The organism is Mesorhizobium sp. YC-39 (assembly GCF_025753795.1).
Taxonomy (GTDB): Bacteria; Pseudomonadota; Alphaproteobacteria; order Rhizobiales; family Rhizobiaceae; genus Mesorhizobium.
In genome coordinates this window covers 706,790-727,402 of record NZ_JAOWPS010000004.1, presented here as the reverse complement: position 1 = coordinate 727,402, position 20,613 = coordinate 706,790, and the positions used below count along the sequence as shown (strand labels likewise).

Below are 20,613 nucleotides of genomic sequence, written 5' to 3'. Positions count from 1 at the left end.
GCTGCCGCCTATTTCGGCAGCGTGTAGGCCATCACATAGTCGCCCGGCTTGGTGCCGACCGAGCCATGGCCGCCGGCGACGATGACCACGAACTGCCGCCCGTCGGCGACAGTATAGGTCATTGGTGTCGATTGCCCGCCGGCTGGCAGCCTGGCCTGCCAGAGCTGCTTGCCCGAGGTCAGGTCATAGGCGCGCAGATAGTCGTCGACCGCCGCTCCCAGGAAGGCGACGCCGCCGGCGGTGATCATCGGTCCGCCAATGCCCGGCACGCCAACCTTGAACGGCAGCGGCAGCGGCGTCATGTCGTAGACGGTGCCGTTACGGTGCTTGTAGGCGATCTTGCCGGTCCTGAGATCGGCACCCGCCACATAGCCCCAGGGCGGCGCCTGGCAAGGCACCCCGAGCGGCGACAGGAACGGCCCCATCACCACCGCGTAGGGCGCGCCTTCGTTGCGGTTGAGGCCCTGCTCGCTGCCGCGCCCTTCATCCGGCGGCGGCACCTGGTCGCGCGGAATGAGCTGCGACTTGAACGCCAGATAGGTCGGCATGCCGAACATCACCTGGCGGACGGGATCGACGGCGACGCCGCCCCAGTTGAAGGTGCCGAAATTGCCGGGATAGATCAGCGAACCCTGCACGGAGGGCGGCGTATAGCGGCCCTCATAACGCAGGCCCTGGAATTCGATCCGGCAGGCCAGCTGGTCGAACATGGTGATGCCCCACATGTCGGCGCCGGTCAGCGGCTTCGGCATGAAGGTGAGATCGGAGACCGGCTGCGTCGGCGATGTATGATCACCCTCGATCGCACCGCCTGGCGCCGGAACCTCGTTGACTGGAATGATCGGCTCGCCGCTGCGCCGGTCGAGCACGTAGAGGTCGCCCTGCTTGGTCGGCCCGACCAGCGCTGGAACAACACCACTGGCCGTGGTGATGTCGATCAGCGTCGGTTGCGCCGGAACGTCCATGTCCCAGAGGTCGTGATGCACGGTCTGGCGCACCCAGCGCAGTTGCCCGGTGTTGAGGTCGAGCGCGGTGATCGAGGAGGAGAATTTCTCGACATTGGCGCTGCGCCCGGCGCCGAGCTGGTCCGGCGTCTGGTTGCCGAGCGGCACATAGAGCAGGCCGAGCTTCTCGTCGGCGCTCGCCGTCGACCACATGTTGGGCGAGTTGTGGGTGTAGGTCTGGCCCTCTGCCAACGGCGTCGTCTGGTCCGGATTGCCCGAATCCCAGTTCCACACCAGGGCGCCGGTATCGACGTCGAAGGCGCGGATGACGCCGGACGGCTCCTCGGTCGAATAATTGTCGTTGACCGCGCCGCCGACGATGATCTTGCCGCCTGATATCAATGGCGCCGAGGTCGAATAGTAATAACCCGACTTCGGAAAGGGCATGTTGGCCATCAGGTTCAGCGTGCCGCCCTCGGCGAAGGCCGGACAAACCTGCCCGTTCGCCGCGTCGAGCGCAATCAGCCGCGCATCGGATGTCGGCAGATAGACGCGGGTCGCGCAAGGCTGGCCGGCGGCGATCTTGGCGTCGGCATGATAGGACACGCCGCGGCAGGTCTGGTGCTGGCGATCCTTGTCCAGCTTGATCTGTGGATCGTAGCGCCATTTCTCCGTGCCGGTCGCGGCGTCGATGGCGATGGCGAAATTGTGCGGCGTGCAGATGTAGAGCGTATCGCCGACCTTCAGCGGCGTCACCTGATAGGTCGTCTCGCCGATGTCGTCGGGCCCTTTCACATCGCCGGTGCGATAGGTCCAGGCCGGCTGCAGCTTCGCCACATTGTCCGGAGTGATCTGGTCGAGCGGCGAATAACGCTGGCCGTACTGTGTGCGGCCGTAATAGTGCCATTCGCCGGCAGGCACATCGCTGCCCAGGTCGGCGGTCGGCGTCACCTTGTCGGCGCTGAGTTCGCCGGCGATATCCTTCGGATCGGCCGTCATCGAATAGCCGGCAACCGCAAGCGAGGCCAGCACGGCCAGAATCAGCGGCGCCCGGCCGTCCGGGCCGGTGAGGCCCCGCCGCGCCCAAGGTGTCAGCAGCCACAGCGCCACAAGCACGATGACGCCGCCGCGCGGGCCAAGCTCCCACCAGTCGAAGCCGATCTCCCAGACCGCCCAGCAAAGCGTGCCGATCACGATCGCCGCATAAAGCCACAGCGCCAGGGACTTGCGCCTGTACAGCAGCCAGGCAGCGATGAGGAAAGCGAGACCTGTTATGACATAGTACCAACTGCCGCCCAGCATCGCGAGCCAGATGCCACCGACTCCAAGCGCCAGACCGATGAGGAGAAGGATGAGGGAGGTGAGGACGGTTGCCATAACGACACTCCTTCAAGCGCAGCAGGCGAACGGCCGAAGACCGCCGTTACGAAATGGAACCGTAGCCCGCTATTGATTCTGTTTCATCTCGCCGCCGCAGTTTTCCGCTGGCCTGCACGCGGTGTCAAATCAGCTGCCGCTCACGTTGAAATGACAGGGGCCCGGCATTCGCCATTCTTCTGCCCGCTATCAGGCAATGCTATGCTCTGCCCATGAAAGCCGATGCCGCCTCGTTGCTCGAAAAGGCCCGCCACGCCTACGCGCAGCGGGCATGGGCGGATGCCTTCGCGCTTCTGACGGCAACGGACGAGATCGCGTCTCTGGGCGTGGAAGACCTGGAACGGCTGCTCTGGTCGGCGGGCATGCTGGACCGCGATCAGGACATCTTCGCCGCCGGCGAGCGCCTTTTCAACATGCATATCGAAGCGGGCCGTGACGACCAGGCGGCGTATTGGGCATTCTTCCGTGGCTTCAGGCTTCTGGCGTTAGGCGAGGAAGGCCACGCAACCGCCTGTATCCAGCAGGCGCAGCGCCTGGCTGATGGCTTCGGCCGCGAGTGCGCGGCGCATGGCTATTTGATGTTGGTGGCGGCGCAAAAAGAAATCATGAGCGGCAACGATCCGGCATCAGAAGCGCTGGCGAGGCAGGCGCTGGCGATCGGCGAACGCTGTTGCGACATCGATCTGATCGCCTTCGCCAGATGCTATCTCGGGCGCGCGCTGGTTCGGCAGGGCCGGGTCGAGGAAGGCATCGCCCTGCTCGACGAAGCCATGCTGCCGGCCGCAGACGGCAAGCTCTCGCCCATCGTCACCGGCCTCATCTATTGCAACCTCATTGCCGCGTGCCGGCAAGTCTATGCATTCGGTCGTTCGCGCGAATGGACCGAAGCGCTGTCGAACTGGTGCGGGGCGCAGCCGCAGCTCGTTCAGTTCAACGGCGTCTGCCTGTTGCATCGGGCCGAGATCATGGAATTGAACGGCGCCTGGCAGGAGTCCATCGCCGAGGCCAGGCGCGCGACGCTGTCGTTGGCCCACACCACGAGCAACGAGGCGGCAGCCGGGGCAGCCTATCAGGAGGCGGAAATCCATCGGCTGCGTGGTGAATTCGCCGCCGCCGAAGACCTCTACCGCGCCGCCAGCCGGCTCGGGATAGAGCCGCAACCTGGTATGGCGCTGTTGCGCCTCATGCGGGGCCGGGCTGAACAGGCGGCGGCAACCATTCGCCGCGTGCTTGGCACGACCAAGGCTCCGCTTGGCCGTGCCCGCCTGCTGCCGGCGCTGGTCGAGATCATGATCGCCGCAGGCGCCATCGACGAAGCGCGCGAAGCCTACGCGGAACTGGAGGCGATCGCCGGCCGCTTCGCCACCGAGATCCTGGCCGCGATGGCCTCGCAGGCTAGAGGCGAAATCGAGATGGATGGGGGCGATGCCGCGGCGGCGCTCGGCCATTTCCGTGCCGCGCTGACGACCTGGCAGCGCGCCGGCGCTCCCTATCTCGAGGCGCGTCTGCACGTGCTGACCGGTCAGGCCTGCCGCATGCTTGGCGACGAAGATGGCGCAGAACTGGAATTCGAGGTCGCCAGATCGGTTTTCACCGCGCTTGGCGCGGCACCCGACCTCGCCCGCGTCAACCTGTTGATGCGGCCGGCCGCTTCATCCTCGCATGGCCTGACGCGGCGCGAGATCGAAGTCCTCGGTCTTGTCGCCACCGGCAAGACAAACAGGCTGATCGCGACTGAGCTCGGTCTCAGCGAAAAGACCGTCGACCGGCATCTCAGCAACATCTTCGACAAGCTGGCGGTCAACTCGCGCACCGCCGCCACAGCCTACGCCTTCCAGAACGGCCTGCTCTGACACGACGATCCTAAGATCGCGTGGGGCATGGGGGAAAGTCCCCATGCCGTTTCTTTTCTGCCGTGAGGTATCTCACCGAAGCGGCGCCGTGCCGGATCGTTATTTTTTGCTCCATGGCTGACGAAACCGCATGGAGCGATCATGAACCCGACTTCGACCCGCCCGACTTCAAACCACGCAATGAAACCATACGGCCGCCATGGCGTCGGCATCGGCGAGACCAGGGTGCGCGCCGGCGCGTTGCTGGAACAGGGAGCGGCGTTCATGCAACTGGAGGCCGGCGCATTGCAAGCAGCGGGCAAGGCGCCATCAGGTGATGAAAAGCGGTCCGCGCTCAGGGAAGAATATGTCGATGTCGTCGTCATCGGCGCCGGACAGAATGGCCTTTCCGTCGGCTATCACCTCGCCCGCAAGGGCGTGAAGTTCGTCATCCTGGAGGCGCGAGAACGCGTCGGCGACATCTGGCGTTCGCGTTGGGATTCGCTGCGCCTGTTCACGCCGGCGCGCTTTGACGGACTGGCCGGCATGCCCTTCCCCGCCGCCCGCTATTCCTTCCCGACCAAGGACGAGATGGCCGATTATCTCGAGGCCTATGCGAGGAAATTCTCTCTGCCGGTGCGCACCGGCGTCAAGGTCGACGAGGTAACCCGTTCCGGCGACCGCTACATCGTCACATCAGGCCGGACCCGTTACGTCGCCAATCATGTCGTGGCCGCGGCCTCAAGCTACCAGAAGCCGAAAATCCCGGATTTCGCGGCATCGCTCGATCCCTCGATCCGGCAACTCCACTCGGTCGCTTACAAGAACCCCTCACAGCTCAACGCGGGCAGTGTGCTGCTGGTCGGCGCCAGCAATTCCGGCGCGGAAATCGCCATGGATCTGGCAGGCACGCACCAGGTCTGGCTGGCCGGACGGCATCCGGGCAACATCCCGGTCGCCTACAATGGCTATTTTGCCATGCGTCTGGTGCTCCCGATCGTCTTCCGCATCGTTTTCCATCGATTGCTCACGGTCGACACACCAATGGGCCGCAAGGCCAAGCCTGGGCAGCTGGCGCATGGCCTGCCGCTGATCCGGGTCAAGCCTCAGGATTTGGAAACTGCCGGCGTCCGCCGCCTCCCCCGCGTTGCCGGCGTTAGCGATGGCAAACCGCTGCTCGACGATGGCCAGGTCCTCGATGTCTCGAACATCATCTGGTGCACCGGTTTCCGGGCCGGGCTGGATTGGATCAAACTGCCGATCTTCGACGAAACCGGCCGGGTGCAGCAGTATCGCGGCACCGTGGAGGACGAGCCCGGCCTCTATGTCTGCGGCCTGCATTTCCAGCACTCAACCTCCTCCACCATGATCCATGGTGCGGCACGCGACGCCGGCTATGTCGCCGACAAGATCGGCGAGCGGATGCGGGCAGCGGCCCGCTAACACTCGCGAGAGCGCTTTTGGCCGGATTGTCGGGCGCCGGGCGATAATATTCGCACGGCGATCGGCAATTCGGCTTCCAAACCGGAACAAAACGTAGACACTTCTGGCCTTTCGCCACCGAATCACTACATTCGGGGGCGATGTCCGGCTTTTCGGAAGACATGCCCTTTTTTGACGAACCGAATGCGCGGCCCGCGGCCCCGTCCGGCATCGCCGCGCGCGCCATGGCTGCCCGCAGCGGCCACAACAATGCGCCCGACTATCTCCAGGGATTGAACCCCGAGCAGCGGCTGGCGGTGGAAACGACCGAAGGCCCGGTTCTGGTGCTGGCCGGCGCCGGCACCGGCAAGACGCGGGTGCTCACCACCCGCATCGCCCACATCCTCGCCACCGGCAAGGCCTTCCCTTCGCAGATCCTTGCCGTCACCTTCACCAACAAGGCCGCGCGCGAGATGAAGCAGCGCATCGGCATCCTGATCGGCGAAGGCAATGTCGAGGGCATGCCATGGCTCGGCACCTTCCATTCGATCGGCGTCAAGCTGTTGCGCCGGCATGCCGAGCTGGCCGGGCTGAAATCCGACTTCACCATTCTCGACACCGACGATGTCGTGCGCCTGATCAAGCAGCTGATCCAGGCCGAAGGTCTGGACGACAAGCGCTGGCCGGCCAAGCAGTTCGCGCAGATGATCGACGGCTGGAAGAACAAGGGGCTTGGCCCCGCCGATATCCCCGAGGGCGATGCCCGCTCTTTCGCCAACGGCAAGGGCCGCGAGCTCTACAAGGCCTATCAGGAGCGGCTGCAGACACTGAACGCCTGCGATTTCGGCGATCTGCTCTGCCACCCGATCCGCATATTCCGCGCCTATCCTGATGTGCTGAAGGAATACCACAAGCGCTTCCGCTACATCCTCGTCGACGAGTACCAGGACACCAACACCGCGCAATACATGTGGCTGAGGCTGCTGGCGCAGCGACCGCAATCCTCCCCCCTTGAGGGGGAGGTGCCCGCGAAGCGGGCGGAGGGGGTCGCCGCAGAAGGCACCGCAAAAACGTCGAGCACTGCCGCCCGGCCCCCACCCGACCGGGCTTCGCCCGGCCACCCTCCCCTCAAGGGGGAGGGAAATCCGCGCCCGGCGACCGTAAACATTTGCTGCGTCGGCGACGACGATCAGTCCATCTATGGCTGGCGCGGCGCCGAGGTCGACAACATCCTGCGCTTCGACAAGGATTTTCCCGGCGCCACCATCATAAGGCTGGAGCGCAACTACCGCTCCACCGCGCACATCCTGGGCACGGCTTCCCATCTGATCGCTCACAATGAGGGCCGCTTCGGCAAGACGCTGTTCACCGAAAAGGTCGCCGAGGACGACGAGAAGGTGCATGTCCATGCCGCCTGGGATTCGGAAGAAGAGGCGCGCGCCGTCGGCGAGACCATCGAGGCTTACCAGCGGCAGAAGCACAATCTGAACGACATGGCCATTCTTGTGCGCGCCTCCTTCCAGATGCGCGAATTCGAGGACCGCTTCGTCACGCTCGGTCTCAATTACCGCGTCATCGGCGGCCCGCGCTTCTACGAGCGCATGGAAATTCGCGACGCGCTGGCCTTCTTCCGCGTTGTCGCGCAAGGCGCCGATGACCTTGCCTTCGAGCGCATTGTCAACGTGCCAAAGCGCGGGCTTGGCGAAGCCACCATCCGCCAGATCCACGATACGGCGCGCGCGCTCCGCATCCCGATGCTGGAGGCCGCCGCCAAGCTCGCCGAAAGCGACGAGCTGAAGCCGAAGCCACGCGCCGCACTGCGCGAGGTCGCGGCCAATTTCGAACGCTGGCAAAAGGCGCTGGAGACCACCCCGCACACCGAACTCGCCGAGACCATCCTGGAGGAGAGCGGCTATACCGACATGTGGAAGAACGACCGCTCGGTCGAAGCGCCCGGCCGGCTGGAGAATTTGAAGGAACTCATCCGCTCCATGGAGGAGTATGAATCGCTGCGCTCCTTCCTCGAACATGTGGCGCTGGTCATGGACGCCGAGCAGAACGAGTCCCTCGACGCCGTCAACATCATGACGTTGCATTCGGCCAAGGGCCTCGAATTCGAGACCGTTTTTCTGCCCGGCTGGGAGGAAGGCCTGTTCCCGCATCAGCGGTCACTGGACGAAGGCGGCCGCTCCGGGCTGGAGGAAGAACGTCGCCTGGCCTATGTCGGGCTGACCCGCGCCAAGAAGAACCTGCATCTGTGGTTCGTCTCCAATCGCCGCATCCACGGTCTGTGGCAATCGACCATCCCGTCACGCTTCCTCGAAGAACTGCCGGAAGCCCATGTCGAGGTCGCCGAAAGCGGCAACTCCTATGGCGGCTACGGCAATTCCTATGGCGGCGGATCGTTCGCCTCGGGCCGCGGTGGCCGCCAGAACCCTTATGGCGCCTCGCGCTTTGACAATGTCGGCGCGGAAAAATCCGGCGCCTTCTCCAACACCTATGCGACACCGGGCTGGCAGCGCGCTCAAGCCAACCGCACCGAGGCGACCGACCGCAACTGGGGCTCGCGCTCCGGCCATCAGGTCGAGCGCATCGGCTATGGCGAGACCGACTCCGGCTATGGCGCCGGCCGCACCAGCGTAAAGGGCCGTACCATCGACGGCGAGCTGGTCGCCAAATCCGTCGCCGATACGCCGTCGGCCTTCAATGTCGGCGACCGCGTCTTCCACCAGAAATTCGGCAACGGCAACATCTCGGCCATCGAAGGCAACAAGCTGACCATCGATTTCGACAAGGCCGGCCAGAAACGCGTCCTGGACGGATTTGTCACCGGGGTGTGAGCGTCCCCGCCCCCGTCACCGATATCGCGCCTGGTTCCATTTGTGACCGAGCAGCGACAGGATGATGATCAGCCCGTTGAAGAACTGCACGTAGAAGCCGCTTAGGCCAGCCGCCACGACGCCGGTCTGGATGAACGACACGGTGACCGCGCCGATGGCGCCGCCGACGACGGTGCCGATGCCGCCCCAGGTTGGCGTGCCGCCGACGAACACCGAGGCCAGCACCGGCAGGAGATAGCCGTCACCCGCCGTCGGCCACCAGGTGAAGTTGATCATCACCGAAAACGTGCCGGCGATCGCAGCCCCAATGCCGACGAAGACGAACACTTTTACCCGCACTCGCTTGACGTCGATGCCCATTTGCTGGGCGCTGTCGGGGTTGTCTCCGACCACCCTCACCTGCGCGCCGAAACGATGGCGGTTATAGAGCAGCGCCGACAGCACGACGAAGGCGATGGCCCAGAAGATCTGCACCGGGATGCCGTAGATCTGGCTGGAGAAGATCTTGTAGGCCCAGCTATCGGCGAGGCTGGTCAGCGCCGTCGACTTGCCCTCATTGATGATCTGGATCAGGCCGCGCAGCAGGAAGTTCATGCCGAGCGTGGCGATCAGCGATGACAGCCCGCCATAGACAACCAGCGATCCGACGAGGAAGCCGAGCAGCGTGCCGGTGACGATTGCGGCCGCGATGCCGAGAAACGGATCGTAGCCGGCCTGCACGACCAGCGCGAACACCCATGAGGCAAAACCCATCGTTGCCGGAAACGACAGGTCGATCTCGCCGCAGGTGACGACGAAGACCAGCGGCACCACCACGAACAGCGCCACCGGCAGCGTAGTCAGCACCGAACTGTAGAGATACCAGGTGGTGAAGACGGTCGGGTTGGCGATCATGAACACCGCCATCATGACGATGAACACGGCAAGCGTGCCGAGCGAAGCGCGGTTGTCGAGGATGAACCCGCGCAGCCAATTGTCGGACGGGTGTCTCCACTCTTTCCCAGCGGTTTCGCCATGCGTGCCGCCGAGAGGGCTCTGCAGATCGGGTTCCATGGTCTTGCTCATCGCGCTCGCTGCTCCGCATCGCCGGGCTCGTGCAATCCAGGCAATCCGCCGGGATGCGCCACATCTTCCATGAAGTTGATCAGGTCTTCGGCCGACTTGACCTCGCTGCGGTCAGCGGTGAGCGCCACCTTGCCGCGGTCCAGCACGACGAAGCGATCGGCGATGTCGAAGACGTGGTGGATGTTGTGGCCGATGAACAGGATCGAGCGGCCGCTCGCCCGCACCTGGCGCACGAAGTGGAAGACCTTGGCGGTCTCGGTCAGCGACAGCGCCGTCGTCGGCTCGTCGAGGACGATCAGCTCCGCCTTCTTGTAGATGGCGCGTGCGATCGCCACGCCCTGGCGCTCGCCGCCCGAGAGCTGGCCGACGATCGAGTGCGGCGTGAACACTTTCGAGGTGAAGCCGATCTCGCGCATCAGCCGGCTTGCCTCCTGGATTTCCTTGTTGACCTTCAGCCAGCCCATAAAGCCGGTGAGTTCGCGGCCCATGAAGATATTGCGCACGATAGTCTGCTGCACGGCCAGCGCCCGGTCCTGGAACACGGTCTCGATGCCGGCGTCGCGCGAGCGCGCCGCACTCCATCCGGTCACCGGCTGGCCACGCACCAGGATCTCGCCGCTGGTCGGCTTGACCACGCCGGACAGGATCTTGATCAGCGTCGACTTGCCGGCGCCATTGTCGCCGATCAGGCCGACCACCTCGCCGCGGTCGACGCTGAGATTGACCCCGCCCAGCGCATAGACCTGACCGTAGGATTTGCTGATGTCGCGCAGTTCGATGATGCGTTCGGCCATCGGATCCTCGCTTGATTGTCGCTTGCCGGCCTTTTCGCCGACGGTCCCGCCGGCCGGGCTCGATCCCGGCCGGCGGCGGCTTGGGAGGTCAGCGCAGCGCCTGCTTGGCCAGCTCGGCGACGATCTCGTAATTCTGCGGCGTGACGAAGCCGGCCCCGGTATCGACATTCATCGGCGCCAGGCCCAGCACCACCTGCTGGCAAAGGCTGAGGATCGGCAGATAGCCCTGCAGGAACGGCTGCTGGTCGGCCGTCAGTTGCACCCAGCCGCCCTTGAAGCCCTCGACGATCTGCGGACTGGTGTCGAAGCCGAAATTGAAGATATCGCCTGGCTTTCGGCCCGCCGCCTGCATGTAGGTCGGAACGTTGCCGAGCATTTGTCCGCCGGGATAGCCCACAGCCTTGACATCAGGATTGTTGAGCAGTGCGGCGGTGATCACCGGTATCGCCAGATTGGGGTCGGATGCCCACTCACCGCTCGGCGGCGACGACAGCTGGATGACCTCGACGCCGGCCTCCTTCAGTGCGGCCACCGTGCCGCGCTCGCGCGCGCCGCGTGCCTCGTTCTCGAACGGGCCGATCATGATCGCCTTGTCGCCGGCCTTGAGCCCGGCCAGCTTGAACGCCTCGGCGCCGAGCGCCCGGCCTTGCTGCTCCTGCTGGGCGCCGACATAGCCGCCGCCGAACGCTTCCACCACTTTCGGCACCGGCACGTTCTGGTACATCATCTTGATGCCGTCCTTATGCGCCTGTTCGGCCAGCGGCATGATCGAAGCGTCGCCCGGATGACCCATCATGGCGATGCCGTTGGGCTTCACGGCGACGGCTTCGCGCAATTGCTGCACCATCTTCTCGACGTCCCACTGGGAGAAGATGTAGTCGACCTTGGGTCCGAGATCGGCCGCCGCCTGCTTGGCGCCATTGTAGACGATGGTGCCGAAGGCGTCGCCCTCGGCGCCGCCGACAAAGAAGCGGATATGGACGTCCTTGCACCATTGGGCGTCGAGCGCCTGCGCCGGCAAGGTGGAGATGGCGGCGGCGAGCGCCGTGGCGGCGGCCACGACGGTCGAGCGCAGAACTGTCGTTCTCATCGCGATGCTCATGCACGTTCCTCCCTTTGTTCCCTCGCAAGCCGAGGGGTTTCGACGAATGCTTCGCTGGCGGCTCCTCCCGCCAGCCGATCCTCAAGCGGGATTTGGCAAGTAACTGGCACCTCCCCGGCATTGCTTGAGGTAATCCAGCGCCCGCACCTGCCCGGTGATCTCGAGATCGCCGCGATAGACCGGGTCGTGCCAGCCCTCGATGTCGATGGCGCCCTTGTAGCCGGCCAGCCGCAATTCGCTGATCACCCGCGTCCAGTCGCTGTCGCCGAAGCCCGGCGTGCGCATCTGCACGAACGGCAGGCGGCCGAACACGCCATGCTCGCGGATGACGTCCCAGCGCACCGTCGCGTCCTTGCCGTGGACATGGAAGATGCGCGGCGCCCATTTGCGGATTTGCGGCAGCGGATCGATCAGGTAGACGAGTTGATGGCAGGGCTCCCATTCCAGACCGAGATTGTCATCCGGCAGTTCGTTGAACATCAATTCCCAGGCGTCGGGATTGTGGGCGATGTTCCAGTCGCCGCTGGCCCAGTTGCCGTCCATGGCGCAATTCTCAAAGGCGATGCGCACGCCCTTGTCTGCGGCGCGTTTTGCCAGCGTCCCCCAGACCTCGCGGAAGCGCGGCAGGCTGTCCGTCAGCTTCTTGCCGCGGATGCGGCCGGTGAAGCCGCTGACCGTGGAAGCGCCGAACAGATGCGCATTGTCGATGACGGTCTCCCAGGCCTTGAGCACGCCCTGATCGACATCGCCGCCCTCCAGCGGATTGCCGAACACGCCGAGCGACGAGACGACGACGTCGGCGTCGCCGATGGCGTCGCGGATCTGGCCGGCGAGCCTTGGCAGATCCTTGCCGCCCAGCGTCTGCCAGAAGAAAGGCTGGATGCTCTCGAAACCGAGCGGCAGGATCTGCTTGATATAGGCGGCCGGGTCGTCGAGATTGGCCCGCACCATGGTGCCGATCCTGATGTCGAGAAGCGGGTTTGGCATCATTGTGCGTCCTCGAGCTATGCGATCGCCACGCGGCGCCCGGTTTCCGCGCTTTCGATCGCGCCAAAAACCATGGCCAGGCTCTTTATATTGTCCGAGCCGCGCGTTTCCGGCTCGCTGCCGGTCTCAATGGCGTGCATGAAATCCCTGATGATGCCGAGATGACCATCAATGCGGTCGGCAGGGTCGAGCGGCGGCACTTCGATGGGTTGGGTTTGGTCCAAAAGACCGTCACGGACCGGCAGCACGACCTCTGCCCTCAGATCGTTATTGCCGTCCCAGAGCAGACTGCCGCGCTCGGCGACGATGCGCCAGGTGCTCTCCCAACTGGTGCGGAAGCCTACGGCGCACCAGGAGCCGGCATAGGTGAACAGTCTGCCGCCACCGAGATCGAAGACAGCGCTGGCCGACGACCCCTGCCGGTACCAGGAATTGGCCGGTTCCCACTCCTGGCAATAGACGCTCACCGGCTCGCCGCCGACCATATAGCGAGCGGCGTCGAACGTATGGATCGCCATGTCGAGCAGCAGGACATGGGCCATCTCCTCGCGAAAGCCGCCAAAATGCGGGGCGATGAAGAAGTCGGCATGGATGCTGGTTGGCGCCCCGATGGCGCCGGAGGAGAGAAAACGCCTGATGCGCCTGACATTGGCGACATAGCGGCGGTTCTGGACGACGGCATGAACGCGCCCGGCACGGCGCGCGGCTTCGACGATGGCGCGCGCATTGTCCGGACTGTCGGCGAGCGGCTTCTCAGTCAGCAGATGACAGTGATGGGCAAAGGCGGAAAGCGCGACATCACGCCGGGCGGCGGGAACCACGACATCGAACACCGCTTGCGGCTTGGTCTGGTCGAGAATGGCGTCGAGGCTGGTACCGATGACGGCGCCGGCAAGCCCGTATTCATGCGCCCGTGCCCTCGCCCGCTCGGCGTCGAGATCGACAAGGCCGACAACCCTGAGCCCTTCGACCTGCCTTGCGGCGTCGAGCCATTGCTTGCTCATCGCACCGCAGCCGACCAGGACGGCATCCATCATCCAACTCCTCCCGTTCGGTCCCTCCAGACCGAAGTCACGGCATTCACGGCATTACCGTAAACGTTTTTCCGTAAACGTTTACGACAACACACCTGATGGCGTAGAATGTCAATTGGCCAGCCGCAAAAAAGTCGTCTTCATCCTTGGCCTGTGCGGCTGCCGGTGCTAGCCAAGAAAGGGGGAGAACCGTCCTTTGGCGTCCAGCATTCACGACCTAGCGCGTCACCTGAACATTTCGATCGGCACCGTGTCGCGCGCGCTCAACGGCCGCGCCGATGTCAATGCGGAGACGCGCCAGCGCGTGCTGGAAGCCGCCAGGGAGCTCAACTATTCGCCCAACCAGTCGGGCCGTAGCCTGCGCCAGGGCGCCACCCGTTCAATCGCCTTCATGCTGCAACCGCATCCCGGCGACCAGCAATATGGCGAGCCGTTCTTCATCCCGTTCCTGACCGGGCTGCAGGCGCGGCTCGCCGAGTATGACCTAGATCTGATGGTCGTCATGGGTGAGCCCGGCCAATATCAGCAGGAGAGGCTGCGCCGCGTGGTTGAGACGCGCCGGGCCGACGCGGTCGTGTTGGCCAATACGCGGCGGGAAGACGATCGGATCGACTATCTCAGCAAGGCCGGCTTTCCTTTCGCCACGCTTGGCCGAAGTCAATCCGGCGGCGACACCTATCCTTCGCTCGATATCGATTTCGAGAGGGCGGGTGATGAAGCCGTCGACCGGCTGGTCGCGCGCGGCCACCGCCGCATTGCCGCCATCCGCCCTTCGCTTGATCTCAACTTCGGCTACCTGTTCCTCGACGGCTACCGCAAGGCGCTGAAGAGGCACGGCATCAAAGTCGACCCCGGCCTGATCGCCGACGGCTTCATCAACGAGGCCGGCGGCTACCAGGTAACGCCGCGCGTGATAATCTCCAAGGACCGGCCGACAGCCATCATCTTCAACAATGACGCGATGGCGCTCGGCGGCTGCAAGGCGCTGGCCGAGATGGGCATCAGGCCCGGCCACGACATCGCGGTGATCGTCATCGTCGACACGCCGCTCTGCCGCTACTTCTCGCCGGCGCTGACCGCCTTCCGTCCGTCGCTGGAGCCCATGGGCCGGCGGCTGGCAGAGATGCTGCTCGCATCCCTTCCCGCCTTCGCCGGTCCGGAGGGCGTGCGGATAATGCGCGAGGTCTGGCCGCTGGAGCTGATCGCGCGCGACAGTGATTGATCACGGTCGGTTGACGGGCCTACTACGGCGTATGCCGTCCGCTCTGGTCGATTGAACGGTTGAGGATCAGCGCCCCCGCCTGGCTTTCGCAGGCCGGTGTCTGAGGCAGTTGCCGCACATCAGGGCAGATCCGAGCCAGCCCCTCCATTGTCAGCACATCTCGTATTCTCGTGTGGCTGACGCAAAGCGCGCCGCCCACACCCCACGCCGCCTCGAACGACATATCCGGCGCGGCCTCGTCCTGCTGGATACCCTTGCGGTCGTAGATGACGATCGGCGTCCCGTTGCGGGTGTGGCCGACGCCATCACCGCAATAGTCGGCACGGATCATGCGGGTACACGCCTGATGATGATCCCACAGTGACGTACCGTCCGCCGACTTTTCCCAGGGCCGATAGCCAAAGCGCACGCATTTCGCCTGAGCACCGCCGGTGCAGGTGATGCTGAAGGCCGTATCGGACGGCAGATGGCGACCGTCCGGCGTCCAGGTGCCGGCAAGCGGAAAGCCCATCCGCCGCCCTTCGATATCCGGTTCGCAGATGTTGCGCCATTCGCCGGTTGCCGCGTCGCGGCTTGACATGGCGTAGAGCATGATCGCTCCATCCAGATTGTGGGGGTCGGTCTCGACCGCATCAATGCGCAATGGCACCTGGTCATTTCCGTCGCCGATCGTCAGAACGGCACCGACGAGATCGTTCTGAGGGACAATGCGACCATCGTCTGTCGTCACTTCGAACCGTGTGCCGACGACGGAAATCGAGCTGATTTCTTGTCCGCTCCCGGCCTCGACGGAGGGTACAACAGCCATGCTGGAAACGGCTGCGGCGATGGCGACCAATGCTCGGCGACCAATATGGGCAAAGCGGTGTGACATTGTTGGCTCCTGACGACAGGTCTTGCGAATGGTTGATGAAGCACAGCCAAGGGCCGGCGCCTCCGGTGCTATTGTTTGACAGAGAACGGAGGGCGCGAAGCCATCCGTTCCATTGTCAGCGAACGCCTGGGGGCCGGACCCTAGCGCCTCGGTGAGGGGGTCGGCCGGTCATGGCTGCTCCCATCGCCGCCGCCAACGCTATGACCAGACGGAAGGCCGTTGCTCTGCTTGCCGGTCAAGGATTGGACATTGCCCTTCTGCACGGCCGGCAAGTTGCGATCGTTCGGGTCGACGACAGAGCCGGTGCGATTGCGGATGTTCGGGTCGATGATGGAGCGCACGTTCGGGTCGACGATGGACTTGCCGGCCGGAGCGAGACTCTTCACCAGAACGATGCCCTCGGCATGCACGCCGTTCAGTGCATAGACGCCGAGGCCATTACTGGTCAGCGAATTGCTGGTCAACGAGTTGCTGGTCAGCGAATTCTGCATCAGGCCGTTCAGCGATTTGCCATTCCCGCCGGTGACCGGCCAGTCGGCGCTGGCCGGTGCGACGAGGCAGGCCATTGCCGAGGCAGCGGCCAGATAAGTCTTGAAACGATACATTTGATTTCCTTTTTCGTTTTTTCAGCGGAGCCGTCCCGTCGGGTTCGCTCCATGGCGCGACTTCTCGCTCCCGACTGTTTCGGACGAATGCCGAATTCCTCCGAATTGTTTCAGTTGTGGCGATCCGTCCGGGCACTGCACCGGCGCGCACGTCACGGCGACACAAAGGAAACCTTCAGCCGGCAAATCGGCAAATCCGCGCAACATCCCTGCCGCATCGATGACGCCAGAACGAGGAGATTTCTGGCGATGCAAGCTTTGCCAAAAACCAATGACGGATCGGATGGCGCGGCTGCCCGGACGGCCCGTCTGGCGGTGCTGGCGGGCACGCCTGGCCTGCTGCTGACCGCCTACGCGGCAGCGACGTCCACCTCGCTGACCATCCGCGCCGATCTCGCGCTGACGCTGATGGACATGCTGGTGCTGGTCTCCGTCCTGGTTGTGGCTGGCGGCAGCAAGAAAATCGGCAAGCGGCGGGCAGCCCTGGCCGAAACGCTGGTCAACGCGCTCGCCGCCTTCGGCATGTGCCTGTCCATGGCTGTCGTCGCCAGCGTCGCTATTCAGCGCATCGCAGTCGGCGGTGTCGAACCGCATGGCTCCGGCGTGGTTCTCGCCATGAGCCTGAACGGGGCCTACGCGGTGGTCAATTTCTGGATCCTGCGCCGATGGAAGGCCCGCAACAGGGCTGCCGCTTCGGCGCTGGCTCGCGCACAAATCTGCCTGTTCTCGGACAAGCTCTCGTCGAACCTGCTCATTGCCGTCTCGCTCGCGACCGCCATGATCTGGCACGGCACGCTCATCGCCCGCTTCATCGATCCGGTCGCCGGACTGCTCATCGCGACGATGACCGCGCGCTGGACCATCCCCGTCGTGCGCGACACCGTTCGAAGCCTGCGACGGGAATTCCGCAGGGCGCGCAAACCGGCCGCGTGAACGCGCTCTGAACCGTCGAGACCGCAAGGCCCAGTCTTTCGCGACTTCTTCTAGCGCTCTTTCTACCGTCCCCGGCCTTCGTCGCGGGCGGGCTCGTAGACATAACCTTCGCCCCGAACCGTCACCAGGACCGCCGGAGCATCGGGCTCGGCCTCGAACTTCTTGCGCAGTCGGGTGATGCGGATATCGATGCTCCGGTCACCCGGCTCGAGGTCCCTGTTGTGCGCGAGCCGGCAAAGCTGGTCGCGCGACAATATCTGCCGGGGATGGCGCGCGAACACGCACAGCAGGTCGAATTCCATGGACGTCAACTGCACATCGGCGCCATCCGGATCGACCATCGTGCGGCCGGCCATATCGAGCACGCAGCGGCCGAAACGAACGCGGCTTGCCGGCGTCCGCTCTTCCTCGCCCAGGCGCCGGATGACGCTCCTCACCCGCGCCAGGAGTTCGCGCGGCTCGAACGGTTTTGCCATATAGTCGTCCGCCCCGGCGGCGAGACCTTCCAGACGATGCGGCAGGTCGCCGACGGCGGTCAGCATCAGGATTCCGGCGCGGCTGCGCCTAGCGATTTCGCGTGCGAGATCGTAGCCGCTTTCGCCGATGAGATTGACATCGAGAATGACGAGATCGGGGCCAAAGCGGTCAAGCTCGGTGTGCATGCCGGCACCATCCGCAACAGCCCGGACATCGAAGCCGTGTACCGGCAGGTAGTCGCACAGCATCTCGCGCAAGGGCGCTTCGTCGTCGACGATAAGCAATTTCTGTCTTGTCACGCTTCGGCCTTTTCCATTGCTCCCAGGCGTTCCATCACAAGCCTGCGAAAGGTTTGCGGATCGAGCGGCTTCTCGATCACCGGCGCGCCTGTCTCGCCGATGAAGCGGTCGATCTCCGGCGCCAGCGTGTCGCCGGTCACGAACAGCAATCGGCGGGTGAGCCCGGGACGCAATTCTTCCAGCGCGCGATAGAGCCCGGGACCGTCGAGGCCAGGCATGCGTATGTCGCTGATTAGCAGGTCGATTCCATCCTCGCGCACCGCCTTGAGGGCGGCATTCGCATCGTCAGCGATAGTGACGTCGTGGCCGTCGCGGCGCAGCATCTCGGCGATCATCGAGGCAATGTCGGCATCGTCGTCGACCACCAGAATTCGTGCAGCCGCCGGCGCCGGCGGTATCCTTCCGGCGGTCTCGGGCGCAGGAACCGTCTCGGTCCTGCCGCTCGGAAGCCGGACGGTGAACCTGGCGCCGCCGCCCTCCGCCGTATCCAGCTCAATGCTGCCGTCATGAGCGCTCACGATGCCCTGACAGACGGACAATCCGACCCCGGTGCCTTCGCCGGCCAGTTTGGTCGTGTAGAACGGTTCGAAGGCGCGCGCGCGGACGGCTTCCGGCATCCCTGGACCATTGTCGGCAACAAGGACCTCGACGACATCGCCCTCCCCGGTGGTGACGATGGTCAGCCGCCGTGGGTGCGGAACCTGCAGCAAGGCCTGCTGCGCATTCACCACGAGGTTGGTGATCACCTGATGCAGCTGGTCCCTGTCGCCCCAGATATTGGGAAGCGGCTCCTCCAATTCGGTGCGGATTTCGACCCCTGCCGAACGCAGGCCGTAGGCGGCAAGCTCCAGCGAAGCGGCGACGACTTCGTTGATGTCGACGGCGCCTCTTGTCGGCGGCTTCTTGCGGGCCATCGCCAGGAAGGTCCGCACGATCCGCGAGCATCGCTCGGCCGCCGCGTGGATCTTGTCGGCGCGCCCCACGGTGGTGCTGTCGGTCGAGAATTCCTTCAGCATCGAACTGTAGCCGATGACGACGGATAGCGGGTTGTTGAGTTCGTGCGCCACGCCGGCCAGCAGCGAGCCGAGCGCGGAGAGCTTTTCCGACTGGTACAGCGTCTCACGCTGGCGCGCGATCTCGGCCTCGGCTTCCCGCTGGCGGGTAATGTCGGTGACGGCGGCCAGCATGGCTGAACGGCCGCCTCGCGTGATCAGACGCGCCGAAACCAGCGTATCGATTCTTGGCCCTTGCGTGGTGGTCATGCCGGCCTCGAAGGCGTCGACGATGCCGTCTTTCAGCAACAGCCGCAGGAGTTCGTCTCGCCTTGCACGATCTTCCCAGGTCGATATCGCTTCCGCTCCGATCTGGCCGACCTCGATGCCCAGCGTCTTGCGCGCCGGTTCGTTGACGAACAGGATTTCGGGTCCTTCGATTGCTGAGATGATGATCGGCAGCGGCACGCCTTCGGCGATGGCGCGGAATTGCGCCTCCCTTTCTCCCGAAAGTTTCTCGGCTTCAAACCGCGCCTGTTCGGCCAGGACGCGGTCGGAGATGTCGCGGCCAACCGACTGCACTTCGACAAGGCGCCCGTCGCTGTCGAATATGCCATGGTCGTTCCAGGCAAGCCATCTGCGCGCGCCATCGGGCATCGCATTAAGAAGCTCCATAGAGGCATCCGGCGCCTCGGGGGTCAGGCGGGCAAGATGCTCCAAAAACCGGCGTCGTTCGTCGGGCGGCAGCACATCGAGTTCGCACCAGGATGGATCGAGAAGCTGTTCGCGGGTCATCCGGCATGCCCGGCAATAGGCATCGTTGACGAAGCTCAAATAGCCGTCCGGCGACATTCGGACCACGAACTCCGTCTGCAGCTCGACCACGCTGCGGTATCGCTGTTCGCTGGCCTCCAGCGCCAGACGGGCAAGTTTTTGCTCGGTGACGTCCCGTCCTACCGACTGGATTTCAACGAGCTTGCCGTTTTCGTCGAAAATGCCGCGATCGGTCCAGGCTGCCCAGGTCCAGCCACGGTTTGGCCGCTCCACCTTCAGCTCGATAGCGGCAACCGGATCCTGCGGCGTAAGACGCGCAACATGGGCAAGAAATCGGGCGCGCTCGTCATCCGTGAGCTGGTCGAGGTCGCACCACGCCGGATCGAGCAATTGCTCTCGAGGCATGTCGCAATAACGGCAATACGCTTCATTGACGAATGTCAGATGGCCATCGGGCAACATGCGCATGACAAACTCTGTCTGCGTTTCGACGAGACTGCGGTAGCGCTGCTCGCTTTCCTCCAACGCCTTTCGGGTAAGTCTTTGCTCGGCGGCGTCGCCGCCAAACCCCTGCAGGATCGCCGGTCGCCCGAATTCACGCAGAACTATCCTGTGCACAGCGAAAAGGAAGACCAGCAAGCCGGCTAAGATGATCGCGTAGGGAAGCAGCGAAGCTTGCCGGCTGTGAGACTGATGCAGGCCAAGACCGGCGACAAGCAATATGAGAGGCAGGGCGGCCATCGTCAGTGCGTAACGCCGGGACAAGAGCTGGTTCCAGGAGGTCGGCAAGGCGAGATCTCCACAGACGGATGCGCCGTCGCGACGGTTCTGTTTCCGTGCCGGCCAGTGGACTGATCAGGCCCCGGCCTGTCAAGTCGACGATCGCGCGAGGACGTGGGCAACGCGTGCTCCGTCGCTTCGACGTTGTTGGACAGACAACGGCACCGACGTTTCACAACGATGTCGCCATGATGCCGCGAGCCGGTTTTCTCGGCTTCCATTGTTTCAATTGTGTCGAGCCGACCCGAAATCGCAGGCAG

The 20,613-nt window shown here is 64.3% G+C and carries 15 protein-coding genes; 5 read left to right on the top strand and 10 right to left on the bottom strand.

Annotated features, from left to right (window positions below):
- Positions 1-8: 8 nt before the first annotated feature.
- Positions 9-2,321 carry a glucose/quinate/shikimate family membrane-bound PQQ-dependent dehydrogenase gene (locus OHD62_RS24925; RefSeq protein WP_263788192.1) on the bottom strand — a complete coding sequence of 771 codons (2,313 nt, stop codon included), beginning with the start codon at positions 2,319-2,321 and terminating at the stop codon, positions 9-11.
- Between the two features lie 212 nt (positions 2,322-2,533).
- Here OHD62_RS24925 and OHD62_RS24920 point away from each other — a divergent pair, with 212 nt between their 5' ends.
- The 3 genes from OHD62_RS24920 to OHD62_RS24910 all read left to right on the top strand — a co-directional run bounded on the left by OHD62_RS24920 (position 2,534) and on the right by OHD62_RS24910 (position 8,415).
- Positions 2,534-4,174 (top strand): helix-turn-helix transcriptional regulator, encoded by a 1,641-nt coding sequence (locus OHD62_RS24920; RefSeq protein ID WP_263788190.1) that lies wholly within the window; start codon positions 2,534-2,536, stop codon positions 4,172-4,174.
- Positions 4,175-4,315: 141 nt separating this feature from the next.
- The gene (locus tag OHD62_RS24915; protein WP_263788189.1) at positions 4,316-5,596 is read left to right on the top strand and encodes a flavin-containing monooxygenase; all 1,281 of its coding nucleotides are present in this window, start codon (positions 4,316-4,318) and stop codon (positions 5,594-5,596) included.
- Between the two features lie 140 nt (positions 5,597-5,736).
- Entirely contained in the window at positions 5,737-8,415 is a 2,679-nt protein-coding gene (locus tag OHD62_RS24910) for an ATP-dependent helicase (protein WP_263788187.1), read from the top strand.
- A 15-nt stretch (positions 8,416-8,430) separates the two neighbouring features.
- Here OHD62_RS24910 and OHD62_RS24905 read toward each other — a convergent pair whose 3' ends face one another.
- The 5 genes from OHD62_RS24905 to OHD62_RS24885 all read right to left on the bottom strand — a co-directional run bounded on the left by OHD62_RS24905 (position 8,431) and on the right by OHD62_RS24885 (position 13,400).
- On the bottom strand, positions 8,431-9,480 hold the full coding sequence (locus tag OHD62_RS24905) for an ABC transporter permease (protein ID WP_263788184.1): 1,050 nt from the start codon (positions 9,478-9,480) through the stop codon (positions 8,431-8,433).
- A complete protein-coding gene (locus OHD62_RS24900; RefSeq protein WP_263788182.1) occupies positions 9,477-10,274 on the bottom strand; it encodes an ATP-binding cassette domain-containing protein in 798 nt (265 codons plus the stop codon). Before OHD62_RS24900 ends, OHD62_RS24905 begins: the two co-directional genes overlap by 4 nt.
- Positions 10,275-10,362: 88 nt before the next feature.
- Positions 10,363-11,376 (bottom strand): substrate-binding domain-containing protein, encoded by a 1,014-nt coding sequence (locus tag OHD62_RS24895; protein ID WP_107650461.1) that lies wholly within the window; start codon positions 11,374-11,376, stop codon positions 10,363-10,365.
- An 81-nt stretch (positions 11,377-11,457) separates the two neighbouring features.
- Positions 11,458-12,366 carry a sugar phosphate isomerase/epimerase family protein gene (locus tag OHD62_RS24890; RefSeq protein WP_263788180.1) on the bottom strand — a complete coding sequence of 303 codons (909 nt, stop codon included), beginning with the start codon at positions 12,364-12,366 and terminating at the stop codon, positions 11,458-11,460.
- Positions 12,367-12,380: 14 nt separating this feature from the next.
- Positions 12,381-13,400, bottom strand: a complete 1,020-nt coding sequence (locus OHD62_RS24885) for a Gfo/Idh/MocA family protein (RefSeq protein WP_263788178.1) — start codon at positions 13,398-13,400, stop codon at positions 12,381-12,383.
- A 193-nt stretch (positions 13,401-13,593) separates the two neighbouring features.
- Between OHD62_RS24885 and OHD62_RS24880 the strand changes: the two genes are divergently transcribed.
- Positions 13,594-14,619, top strand: a complete 1,026-nt coding sequence (locus tag OHD62_RS24880) for a LacI family DNA-binding transcriptional regulator (RefSeq protein ID WP_263788176.1) — start codon at positions 13,594-13,596, stop codon at positions 14,617-14,619.
- 22 nt (positions 14,620-14,641) lie between these two features.
- On the opposite strand, the gene OHD62_RS24875 is transcribed toward OHD62_RS24880, so the two are convergent.
- Complete coding sequence (locus OHD62_RS24875) at positions 14,642-15,457, bottom strand: ADYC domain-containing protein (protein WP_263788175.1); 816 nt, start codon at positions 15,455-15,457, stop codon at positions 14,642-14,644.
- A 176-nt stretch (positions 15,458-15,633) separates the two neighbouring features.
- On the bottom strand, positions 15,634-16,098 hold the full coding sequence (locus OHD62_RS24870; RefSeq protein WP_263788173.1) for a hypothetical protein: 465 nt from the start codon (positions 16,096-16,098) through the stop codon (positions 15,634-15,636).
- A gap of 249 nt (positions 16,099-16,347) precedes the next feature.
- Here OHD62_RS24870 and OHD62_RS24865 point away from each other — a divergent pair, with 249 nt between their 5' ends.
- Positions 16,348-17,031, top strand: a complete 684-nt coding sequence (locus OHD62_RS24865) for a cation transporter (protein WP_263788171.1) — start codon at positions 16,348-16,350, stop codon at positions 17,029-17,031.
- 62 nt (positions 17,032-17,093) lie between these two features.
- Here the strand turns inward: OHD62_RS24865 and OHD62_RS24860 are convergent, their stop codons facing one another.
- A complete protein-coding gene (locus OHD62_RS24860) occupies positions 17,094-17,807 on the bottom strand; it encodes a response regulator (protein WP_263788169.1) in 714 nt (237 codons plus the stop codon).
- Positions 17,804-20,362 carry a PAS domain-containing sensor histidine kinase gene (locus OHD62_RS24855; protein ID WP_263788167.1) on the bottom strand — a complete coding sequence of 853 codons (2,559 nt, stop codon included), beginning with the start codon at positions 20,360-20,362 and terminating at the stop codon, positions 17,804-17,806. Before OHD62_RS24855 ends, OHD62_RS24860 begins: the two co-directional genes overlap by 4 nt.
- Positions 20,363-20,613 lie beyond the last annotated feature (251 nt).

Coding starts and splice junctions, on each gene's coding strand:
- OHD62_RS24925 (WP_263788192.1), bottom strand. CDS start 2,321: ATGGCAACCGTCCTCACCTCCCTCATCCTTCTCCTCATCGGTCTGGCG.
- OHD62_RS24920 (WP_263788190.1), top strand. CDS start 2,534: ATGAAAGCCGATGCCGCCTCGTTGCTCGAAAAGGCCCGCCACGCCTAC.
- OHD62_RS24900 (WP_263788182.1), bottom strand. CDS start 10,274: ATGGCCGAACGCATCATCGAACTGCGCGACATCAGCAAATCCTACGGT.
- OHD62_RS24905 (WP_263788184.1), bottom strand. CDS start 9,480: ATGAGCAAGACCATGGAACCCGATCTGCAGAGCCCTCTCGGCGGCACG.
- OHD62_RS24865 (WP_263788171.1), top strand. CDS start 16,348: ATGCAAGCTTTGCCAAAAACCAATGACGGATCGGATGGCGCGGCTGCC.
- OHD62_RS24895 (WP_107650461.1), bottom strand. CDS start 11,376: ATGAGCATCGCGATGAGAACGACAGTTCTGCGCTCGACCGTCGTGGCC.
- OHD62_RS24910 (WP_263788187.1), top strand. CDS start 5,737: ATGTCCGGCTTTTCGGAAGACATGCCCTTTTTTGACGAACCGAATGCG.
- OHD62_RS24885 (WP_263788178.1), bottom strand. CDS start 13,400: ATGATGGATGCCGTCCTGGTCGGCTGCGGTGCGATGAGCAAGCAATGG.
- OHD62_RS24890 (WP_263788180.1), bottom strand. CDS start 12,366: ATGATGCCAAACCCGCTTCTCGACATCAGGATCGGCACCATGGTGCGG.
- OHD62_RS24870 (WP_263788173.1), bottom strand. CDS start 16,098: ATGTATCGTTTCAAGACTTATCTGGCCGCTGCCTCGGCAATGGCCTGC.
- OHD62_RS24915 (WP_263788189.1), top strand. CDS start 4,316: ATGAACCCGACTTCGACCCGCCCGACTTCAAACCACGCAATGAAACCA.